At 38.9% G+C, this 10,981-nt stretch carries 6 protein-coding genes and 1 pseudogene; 4 read left to right on the plus strand and 3 right to left on the minus strand.

The features are described 5' to 3' along the window. Positions 1–82 precede the first annotated feature (82 nt). Both istB and istA read right to left on the minus strand, forming a co-directional pair. Positions 83–820 (minus strand): IS21-like element helper ATPase IstB, encoded by a 738-nt coding sequence (gene istB, locus H3Z82_RS19005; protein WP_182206551.1) that lies wholly within the window; start codon positions 818–820, stop codon positions 83–85. Between the two features lie 26 nt (positions 821–846). Next, entirely contained in the window at positions 847–2,400 is a 1,554-nt protein-coding gene (gene istA, locus H3Z82_RS19010; RefSeq protein WP_182206552.1) for an IS21 family transposase, read from the minus strand. A gap of 233 nt (positions 2,401–2,633) precedes the next feature. Here istA and H3Z82_RS19015 point away from each other — a divergent pair, with 233 nt between their 5' ends. Together H3Z82_RS19015 and tnpA are read left to right on the plus strand one after the other, a co-directional pair. Continuing rightward, positions 2,634–3,158 (plus strand): response regulator, encoded by a 525-nt coding sequence (locus tag H3Z82_RS19015; RefSeq protein ID WP_182207067.1) that lies wholly within the window; start codon positions 2,634–2,636, stop codon positions 3,156–3,158. 426 nt (positions 3,159–3,584) lie between these two features. Further along, a pseudogene (gene tnpA / locus H3Z82_RS19020) lies at positions 3,585–4,017 on the plus strand (IS200/IS605 family transposase). A 153-nt stretch (positions 4,018–4,170) separates the two neighbouring features. Here the strand turns inward: tnpA and H3Z82_RS19025 are convergent. Next, the gene (locus H3Z82_RS19025; RefSeq protein ID WP_220459216.1) at positions 4,171–4,383 is read right to left on the minus strand and encodes a hypothetical protein; all 213 of its coding nucleotides are present in this window, start codon (positions 4,381–4,383) and stop codon (positions 4,171–4,173) included. A 1,478-nt stretch (positions 4,384–5,861) separates the two neighbouring features. Between H3Z82_RS19025 and H3Z82_RS19030 the strand changes: the two genes are divergently transcribed. Together H3Z82_RS19030 and H3Z82_RS19035 are read left to right on the plus strand one after the other, a co-directional pair. Then, positions 5,862–7,556, plus strand: coding sequence for a tetratricopeptide repeat protein (locus H3Z82_RS19030; RefSeq protein WP_182207068.1), 1,695 nt, complete (start codon positions 5,862–5,864; stop codon positions 7,554–7,556). Between the two features lie 588 nt (positions 7,557–8,144). After that, positions 8,145–10,981 (plus strand): M43 family zinc metalloprotease (locus H3Z82_RS19035; RefSeq protein WP_182207069.1); only part of this gene is annotated, 2,837 nt, incomplete at its 3' end.

The raw sequence follows: 10,981 nt of genomic DNA on the forward strand, positions 1-10,981 counted from the left end.
TGGCTATTTCGGAGTGACCGTGCCACCCTTTTCGGTCAAATTGTGCCACTTTGAAAGATCATACAATAATACATTTTTTTAGTTAAATAGATTTAAGTTTTCCTTTTCTTAATGATTCTCCTTCGAGTTTTATTCTGTGCGAAGAATTTACTATTCTATCCAAAATTGCATCGGCAATAGTTCCTTCCCCAATCAGTTCGTACCACGCCGATACCGGTATTTGCGATGCGATAATAGTAGATGCCCCATTGTGCCGGTCGTCAATAATATCCATCATTATTTCGCGACTTTGTTGGTCAAGCGCCTGCAGGCCAAAATCATCAAGAATAAGCAGATCGGTCCTTGTCACCCTTTTTAATTCTTTCAAATAGGAGCCATCCATTTTACTTAATATTAATTCATTAAGCAGCTTCGATGTATTGGCATAGAGCACTTTATATTCCATTAAACAGGCTTCATATCCGAGTGCCTGGGCCAGATAACTTTTGCCGGTCCCTGAAGCTCCGGTGACTATCAAGTTCTCTTTACGCCTGATAAAGTCAAGTGTTCCAAGTCGGACAAAACTATTCTTATCCAAGTTGCGCTGGGGATCGTAAGTGATTTCAACCAGACTTGCTTTTTGCTTAAAACAAGCCTGACTGACAAGGCGAACAATCTTCTTGTTAAGTCGGTCCTCCCACTGATGATCAACCAATAAGGCCAAGTATTCATCAGTTGTCATTGATTCAATGCGATTGTCCCCAAGGTGTTGTTTATGCAGGGATGCCATTGCCGACAGACGCATTTGTTGTAGTTTTTCTAGTGTTTGATTGTTGTTCATTATAATTTATTTTATGGTTTAAATAATTACTGATAGGCTGATGCCCCTCTTATATTATCGTGTTTAGGGATATGGGATTGCTGATCTTCGAGGTCTTTGAAAAACAAGGAATTTTGATCAACATTGTTCTTTAAGATGTTTTTGATACGGGCATAAGAGACCATGTTGGCTGCCAGCGCTCTTTGACAGGCCCTATCAAGCCTCTGTGATCCATAATCCTTATGAAGCTGCAACAGGCCCATAACTCGTTTATAGCCTATTTCAGGATAGTCCAGACCATTTAATATTTTATCTACGCAGGCTACCACGTAGTTTCCGTGAACGGAGGCTTTGTTTTTAAAATATTCCGGACTCCAGTCCATGTAGTTTTGATGTGAGCTCGACAGGTGATCTTTATTGGTGTTGTAGCTTCCTTTGGATAAGTTTCTTTGGTGGAGAGCAATACGTTGATGATTGTAATAAACTTCCACAATGTTTTTAGTGTAATGGATCAGGGTTTGTTTTCCGATGTACCGGTAAGGAACGCTGTAATAGCTTTTATCGGGAGAAAAATAAACATATCCCATCTTTTGAACTTTTGCTCTTCGATAGTCTTTTATTTCATAAGATTCTGCCGGTAATGGTTTTAGGTATTCCCGTTCGATAGTCTGAAAAAGTTCTGCACGGCTGGTTTCTTTTCGTTGAAACAAAAGCCTATTATACTGTTCCAGTAAACGATGGATCTCTTTGTTAAGTTCGGCCAGTGAGAAGAAGGTCATTTCCCGAAGCGGATAATAAATGCGCTGATAGACCAGGTGCACGGCGTTCTCAACCAAGGCCTTATCTTGTGGCGCATAGGTTCTGGTAGGGTTAATTACACAGTTGTAATGCCGGGCAAAGTCTTTAAAACTTCGGTTGATGTTGGCCTCATACTTACTGGCACGGGTCACGGCGGATTTTAAATTGTCCGAGACAATGGCTTTGGGCACACCGCCGTAAAAATTTAAAGCATTGGCGCAACAAGCGATAAAATCTTCTCGCTTCTGACTCCTGCAGGCTTCGATATAAGTATAGTGGCTGTTTGGCAAAATGGCTACAAAAACCTCCACCGGTATAATTTCTCCGGTTTCTTTATCGATGACCTCAAGTTTGCGTCCGGCAAAGTCCACAAACAATTCTTTACCTGGATCGTGCTCTAATTTTAAAGAACCCTTGACATCGGCATACTTACGTCGGTAATGTTCCAAAAACTGGGTATAGCTGTACGGATGTTCTGCACTATCCCTATATTCTTCATAATGATATTGAAAAGTAAAACCGGGATGATTGCGAGCTTTATTTACCCGTTCAAAATATCTCATCAGTTCATCCTGACGATTGATATTCAAGGTTGTTTTGAAGGTAAAGAGTTCTTCGAGCTTACTGTTGTCAAAGTCCAGCAAGGCATCAATACTATAGCTGCTTCCTTTAAGGCGTTTAATATAGGAGTTAACCGTATTGCGGGATATACTTAGGGTATCAGCGATTTTTCGATTGCTCAGTCCGTCTTTATAGAGGGTCAAAATTTGTTTTAAGTCCATAGGATCAAGTGTGTTTGCCATAACTTATCTTTTATTAAAAAAGGACAAGCTACTTGATCTTTCAAAAAATGGCACAAATCAAACCGTAAATCCGGCTAAACCCATTTCAGACTGGCACAAATCGAACCGTAAAAAATGGCACAGTTTGAACCGTTATCACTGGCACAGACCCACCGAAATCACTGGCACAAATCGAACCGGAATATCCAGGAGGTACGGGACTTGGTCTTCCCATAGTAAAAAAGATACTGACCATGTTCAACAGTCAAATCGAATTGGTAAGCAAGCCAAATGTAGGGACGAAAATTTTATTTGACGTAGTCTTTAACTATGAATCGTTACCGAAAACAATGGTTGTTGACGGCATGAACCAGGAATCTGATCTCGGCCATCTCAGAATTTTAGTTGTTGAAGATAATGAAGTAAATAAGTTAGTTATTAAACAGACCCTGCAACGATGGAATGTTTTACCAGTAATTGTAGATAATGGTGCTATTGCCGTACAAAAAATAGAAGAGGAAACTTTTGATTTAATTTTGATGGATTTATTTATGCCAGTTATGGATGGTTTCCAAGCCACGGCCGCTATTAGGAAGTTAAGAGATCCAATGAAGTCAAGTATCCCTATTATAGCTCTTACGGCTCAAGTTGATGAAAACATGGTTCAAAAGGTCTTAAATGCTACAATGAATGACTTCCTGTCTAAGCCTTTTGACCCGAATCATCTACTTGAGAAACTTAAAATGATAGCAGATAGAAATGTTGAATTGTACTCTTGAAATCGTTATTCGAAACATTTAAAATGTCAAAATCTAAAGTAAGTGTGTTTTGAACGCTATTGATGTTAAAATTTAACTGCAAATTACTCTATTGTTATAAGGATTTCGTTGTAGATATACTTTCCGTTAGAAGGCGCACATTCCTTATTCCCTAAGAAATATTGGTCAATGGCTCTTTTAAGGAAAATAAATAGTATAACTAAGATGTTATTCAAAACTATTCCTGGCATGCCAATGTTTTGCTGTCAGAGTTCTCAAGCCGGAGTACGTCTAGTGCTTTGTAGTTTGCTTTGTTAACAACTAAATAGATTATGAGTATTCGACACTCTGCAACATCAAATTCCCTTTTATTGGTCTCAAAAACAGTTAAAACTATGCACTTTCGTGCTTCTCACTTTAGCTTCTAAAAATAGCTACCTTTGTTTTATGACAGATCAAAGGGTAAATGGTCATACGGTTTCGAGGTTGAGCGTACATATAGTTTGGATTACGAAATATCGCTATCCTGTTTTTGATTGTTGATGTCCAAAAGTAATGCCGTAAGCTTTTGATACAGGCTTGTGATGTAGAGGGTGTGAATATTTTGAAAGTTGTTATGAGCAAGGATCACGTTCATATGCACAACGAATACCGTCCTTACCAAGATATAGGCAGTCTTCTAAAAAAGTTAAAAGATAGGAGCTCAAGAAGGTTGCGGTAAGAGTTTCCTAAGTTGAACAAACGGTATTGGGAGCGCCATTTTTCGGCGATAGGATTTGGATGTTGGAGTACAGGAAACATTACTGACAAAATGGTGAATGAGTATTTGGAGCATCACCGAAAATCGGACAGCGACACAGATGCTTTCATACTTGAGTAATCACGTACTACTGACTTTAGTCAGATTTAAAACCTATGGTACTTTAGTTACCTGTCAGTTTAAGTTCGCTATTGTCGCCAATTCGAGTACTTAATTGCCACAACAAACTGTCGTGGTTCATTTGGTCAAAGAATTTTGCCAAGTCAATATCGACTACACAATTCTTGCCATCTGGTACTTAGTCTCCTGCTTTGCGGAGTGTCTGATGGGCATTGCGCTTGGAGCGAAAACCGTAGCTGTGGTCTGAAAATGTGGGATCATAGCGCGTTTTGACAGCACTTGGCTTACCGCTTGTTGTACCAAGCGCGGTCTTTGACCGTGGGAATACCGAGTTGACGTTTCCTGCCATTCGGTTTGGCTATCCATACCTCTTTAACTGCCGTAACGCGGTAAGTACATTTTGTTTACTGGCGCTGAAGTTCTCGGTGATGGTGGCTGAACCAACCGCCCAGATCCTCAACGCTTATCCCGTCAATGCCTGCACTTTCCTTGTTACTGATTACTTTCCACAATGCGGTGTCAAGATTCTTTAAGTCCGCTATCTAACTCATCAAATCATGGGTTAAGGCCCCGTTCCTTTCTGCACCTTGACAACCATTCACGCCGTACCAGGCAGCTTCAGAAACTGAATACGTCAGTACCCTTCACCGTTTGGCTACATTCCCATTCGTCAAAATGACCCATCAGTGAATTCTCGTAATCTCCTGGCTTCATCACAGTAGTAATAATTTGCAGAACTACTGCTCCCTAATTGAAAATTCATCCCTTCCCTATATTGGTGTTACCCAATATTTATAATGGTACAATGGGTTCTGCTGACTCCTTCAGCTCTCTCGCGTTGAAGACCCCCTACGTTAAGTTCATTGTCTTCCCGTCAATAAAACTGCATTTATCACCCCGGTTTACGGACGATTTTCGGGCGTCTGTGTCTATTGCCACATGACCCACCGGGTAAGGTGGGTCTTGGTATACAGTTTCTGTTTGTTGGTACAAACTTTTGTTTTAGGCTTCTTTTAGACTTTACCTCGCGGTAAACACTCTTGCCATCAACTAACCGTTCTCGTCAAAATAAGCCCGTTCGGGACTTTAACCCTATAGATAATGAATGTGCATAGCAGACAAAAAATGGTCGGAATTTCTTCCGAACATAACTGACCGATTAGCGCATCTTTTATATGATATTAAAGAAAATTCAAAACGCCGATAAACATAATATTTATCGGCTTTTGTCGTTATTTTATCCTGTTTTCAGCGGAGAAGAGGGACTAATGATGTTGTTTCAAATAACTGGAAATGGATAGGTTTAATTTCAAATTAAAGATTTATGCACCGAATTATGCACCGGTTTTGATTTATACTATTTCAATCCAAATAATTATACCAAAATTTATGAATAATCATATTCTAAGAAGTTCTGTTTCATCGGGTAAAATGGTATTTCGATTTCCGTGAAGTATAGATCAATTATCCAAGATTTGTTTTTAAAGAATAGTATTAATTGATGTGGCAATCAAGAATGTTTTCCCTGAAATCCAAGAAATTATTTGTTTTTCAATTTTTTTGTGTTGGAGTTTTTGCTACTCAAATTAAATAACACAGCAAAACCATTATATGCTTAATAGTTTATTTGAAACTTATCTTTTTAATCATTTCAAGGTACTAAATCCATTACTGTTTCAAAATAGCAAATTGTGCATTTCTATTCATTATAGGGCGAAGTTCACCTTTACTTGACCTTACAAATCTACATTTCGTAAAACGATTAAATTAAAAATGTAGATATTTGATAACACACAAGTCTTTATAACGATGTAGCATAATTTGTTACTTAGAAATTCCGGCTCATGAAAAAATTGACACATCTTATTATTTTTGCCTTTATATGCACCTGTCATTCAGTACAGGCTCAAACGAATATATGGGATGAGAACCCTGCTGATTCTCAAATAGAGCTCGATAGTCTGTTAACCGTATTGCCTACGTTAAAGCGTATTGATAAAGCACCCTTGTTAAATAGGATTGCAGAGATATACTGGGCAATCAATCCTGACAAAACTATAGACTATGCATCTGAGGCATTACAATTGTCGAAGGAATTTAAACTGAAAGTACAAGAAGGTCTGTCGCTCATTAATCTTTGTCAAGGCTATTTGTTTAATGATATATATGATAAAGCTCTCCAATACGGGTTGCAGTCTCTAGAAATAAGAAAAGAGATTGGAAATGACCACGATTTGGCCTTCACCTTACGCACTCTTGGGTGGCTGTATTATGATATCAGATATCTTGACAATGCGCTTCAATATCACACTGAAGCATTAAGAATTCATGAGAAACTAAATGACAAACAGCGGATTGCTTATAGTTATAATAGCATAGGGTTAATTCATGAGGCTAACGATGATTGTGATTTGGCATTATCTTTTTTCAAGAGATCCTTAGAACTCATAATAGATTCTAATAATAAGGACAGAATTGCTGCAACTATGAAGAATATGGGAGTGTGTTATCGTAAAATAAATAAACTTGATTCAGCGATCGTGGTTTTAGAGTCTTCTCTGAAAATTATAAACGAAATTAATTTTGAAAGAAATAAAGTTGAGATTTTGAATGAACTTTCAACAGTAAATTTAATGTTAAATAACTTCGATAAATCTTATGAATTGCTGATTGAATCAAGAGCAATTTCAGAGAGTTTAACAAATAATAGAGAACTGATATTAGAGAACAATAAGATTATGTCTGATTATTATTTCGCCAAAGAAAATTTCAAGGATGCATTACATTATTATAAGGAACATATCGAGGGCGCTTCCGCAATGTTTTCTAGTAATAAAAGTGAAAGACTCGCCGAAATGAGAGTTTTGTACGAAGCAGAACGACGTGAAAACGAGATTAAACTATTAGAGCAAGAACGAAACTTACAAGCACAAAAAAGAACCTTCCTTCAGATTGGCGCTCTATTGTTGGCAATTATTGCAATTCTAATTATTGGAGGTCTCTGGAATAATATAAAAAAGAAGAAAGCTATTTACTTACAGAATCAGAATCTGTCAAAAGAGAAGTTGAAAATAGAATATTTGGAACGAGAGAATCTTGAACACAAATTAGAATTTCGCCAGAAGGAGCTTACAAATCTGGCGCTGTTTATCTCACAACGCACCTCTATATATAAGGACTTTACCAAGTCTTTGATAAATCTAAAATTCACTGATTTAAAAGAGCTTAAAAAAAACATTGATAAACTTATAAAAGACTATACGTTTAAGTTTGATTTCAATGAAGACATTCAACGATTTCATGCGAATATAGAAAACCTACAGAGCGATTTTATATTTAAAATCAGAGATGCATACCCGAATTTAACAGACAAAGATATTCAACTAGCTGTAAAAGTCAAAATCAAACTGAGTTCAAAAGAAATTGCCAATATCAATAACATTTCTCTAAACTCTGTAGAAATTGCGCGGCATAGATTAAGAAAAAAATTGGGTTTAGATCAAAAGGATAGCTTGATTAATTTTCTGGAAAATATATAGGAATTAAGTTGATTTTTTATCCTTTTAAATAAGCTACCTCGGGGCGGATCCCACGAGGTATTCAAATTCCAAAAAGAACAAAACGGACCCAGGCCTCAAGAAATCAATCCCGAATACCTCAATTTTCAGCGGGATTAGTTCTGCTATCAATTTTTAAAATTGAGTTTCACTAATTAAAATTCATCTCTTATATATCTGTCTTGTTTTGCTTATAGTTTATCGATTTATTTAATCTAAGAACACCTTTGAAAAGTGAAGTTTTCTCGGATTGTCAAGGTTGAGTAAAGGTGTTTTGTGTTACTTTATATCAAAAAAATCTAATATTTGACAATATTAAATTTAACTTAAAATGACGTTTGAAGCTAACTTTTTTAAGATAGATGAATTATTGAAATATAATAAAAATCAAATTTCAAAGAACGGTTTTTTATTGCCTTGTGAATCGTGTCTTATTTGGCTGTGAAGTATTTATTTTAATTCGGTGAAAGAATAATCTCATATCCATATATTCTATGGATGATCTGTAATTGGGGTCCAAATTATCATATCTGCTTATAAAAATTTTAATAACCTTTAATTAATTTTAACATGCACAACTTTAAACATTACAGCACCCTTCTTGTGTGCTTTCTATTGGCTTTGTTTTTCGGCCAGCCCATGTTGTCTCAGAATACTGACGGCAAAATTTGTCGTTCTGAAGAGCAGATGGAACTTCTTTACCAGGCAAACCCGAGTTCCAGGGCAGAACAAAGGATCCTGTCGCGATTGGTCAACAGTTCAGAGGAAATCCAGCGTAGAGATCCGGGGGCATCTTATGTGATCCCTGTGGTATTCCACGTTTTCGGAACGACCTTCAATTCTGGGACCGTTGTCAACGATGCACTTATAAAAGACGCCTTGATGAAAACGAATGAAGACTTCCACGGACTTAATGCTAAGTACTCAACCATTGCGCCACCGTTTGATGTCATAAAAACACCATTGGACGTGACGTTCAGACTGGCACAGCTGGACCCGCAGGGAAATCCGACAAGTGGGATCATGTACTATCCTGAAGCTGGGGGTATGGGTAACTATGATTCTCCGGTAGTGGCCCAGGTTGCCTGGGACAACAGTAAATACATGAACGTATATATCACCAGGGACCTTTATAATGATGGCGACTATTACAATTCCGGCGTGGCATGGTTGCCTGACACCTATATGACCAACAACAATACTGCGCGCGTTGTTTATAACGGGAGCTATCTTGGCACCAATACAGATGATAACTTCAGATCTATTTTGACCCATGAATTTGGACACTTTTTAGATCTGCACCATACCTTTAGAGGAGGAATCTGCAATAATAATCCATTGGATGGTGACGAGGTTGCGGATACGCCTTCCCATATCAACAATTCTTCCGGGACTAACTGCCAGGTGATCTACAACTGTCTGAACCAACAGATAAACAATGAGAACTTCATGGATTATACGGATTGTTATAAAATGTTTACCAGGGGCCAAGTCGACAGGATGGTGAACGCCCTGGACAACTCACCGGCACGGAATACCTTGTGGACGGCATCAAATCTTGCTGCCACGGGTCTTGATGTCGAGCTTGGGCCTAGGATAATTGCTAGCAACTCTTTTTTTGAAGAGCGCTATCTCAATGACGGTGTCGTGGAATCCGTAATAGAGCTCATGGCTACAGAGGCCAATTTTGCACTTGCTGCGGGTGAGTATGAGGAGGGCCTGCATTATATTGCGAACAATGTGCCCGTGGGAATGACAATGAAAATATCTGCTTCAAATAGTACAAGGGCAATCGTTGCGTTGGAAGGTATTTCGGAAAACCATCAGGCAATCAACACAGTATCGGATCTGGAGATTGTCTTTTTAGATCCTATGATCGAAGGAGGGGTTTCTTTATTGTATGCCGATACCTTGAGCAACCTTGTTGTGAACTTCAGCGATGTTTATACTGAAGCCTGCCAGCCTACAATTGGCTATTCAGGTTACACCTATATATCCAATGTTACCTTTGATGGGAGAAGTAATGAGACAATAAATAATTATTTCTCAGATTATACGGAAGAGTTATCCTATCCAGTCATTCCGGGCGCAACTTATCCGCTGTCGGTTACTACCAATAGGGGAGATGGCGGTGATCCGGATAACCTAAGAATCCAGGTCTGGATCGACTGGAATTCCAATTTTGTTTTTGAAGATTCAGAGTTGGTGGCTTCACAGGCCTACAATAACCGAGAGACGGACGGAGATGGGGATTATACTTATACGACTGACATTCAGATACCTGCCGATGTGGATTTGGGGAAGATAGCCATTAGGGTCATGGCCCATTTTGTAATGGGTACAGATGGGGACACTGCCTGCAGCTATATAGATAGTGGAGAGGTCGAAGACTATGGCTTGAATATTCTTGATGAAAGTACAGAGCTTACTGTTGAGTTTTCTGGAAACCCCAAGGCTGTGAACTTTTCCGAACCAGTTTCATTTGCTGATCTGTCGATCCCCGATGCCGGAGATAGCATTAGCTCCTGGTTATGGACCTTTGAGGGAGCTAGCACCCCAACATCTACGGACCAAAACCCTAAAAATATATTTTATACTGAAGGAGGCGAGTTCGATGTCACATTGGAGGTCACAACAACCAATGGGAAGGTGGGGACCCTGACCAAACCAGATTACATAAAATCCGAGTTAAGGTATTGTGAGACAAGTCCTGATTATGGTTCATATTTCAGTGTTAACAATGTCATATTGGAGGACATCAGCCACAATCCGGGAAAAAGTAACTATTATGATTATTTCGATTCTGTGACTACAGACCTTGCAGCGGGAATGACATATCCTATGACAATTACCTCGGAATTGGGTGATGGGGGAATAAATGACTATAACAGGGTTAAGGTATGGGCTGACTGGAACTATGACAGTGAATTCTCTGAAAGTGAATTGTTGATAGACAGATTGGTTTCCGGTGAAGATTATGATGAAAATGGCAACTACACTTTCACTGCGGACATACTAGTGCCGTACGGTGCATCGGTTGGCAAAAGAGTGGCTTTAAGGGTTATAGGTCACTATGAAGATGGGTTCACTGGACCATGTGGGAGTTTTGATAGCGGAAACGCAATTGACTATGGGATTGATATCGTTAGCGGGGTTTCTGGAATTACGGCATTGGCAACCTCTAGCTCTGAAGAGTTTTCTTTTACGGAACCGTTGGTGTTCACGGACCGATCCTCAAGTTCATCTGCCATTACAAATTGGGAGTGGACTTTTGAAGGTGGGACCCCAGCTTCATTTGCAGGGCAAAATCCACCTGAAATAACCTACGACGAGCCAGGGATCTATAGCTACTCCTTGACAGTTACAAATGCCGAAGGGGAAACAGGTTCATATACAGGCAGTGTGAG

The sequence above is a fragment of the Gelidibacter maritimus genome (assembly GCF_014062315.1).
Classification (GTDB): Bacteria; Bacteroidota; Bacteroidia; order Flavobacteriales; family Flavobacteriaceae; genus Gelidibacter; species Gelidibacter maritimus.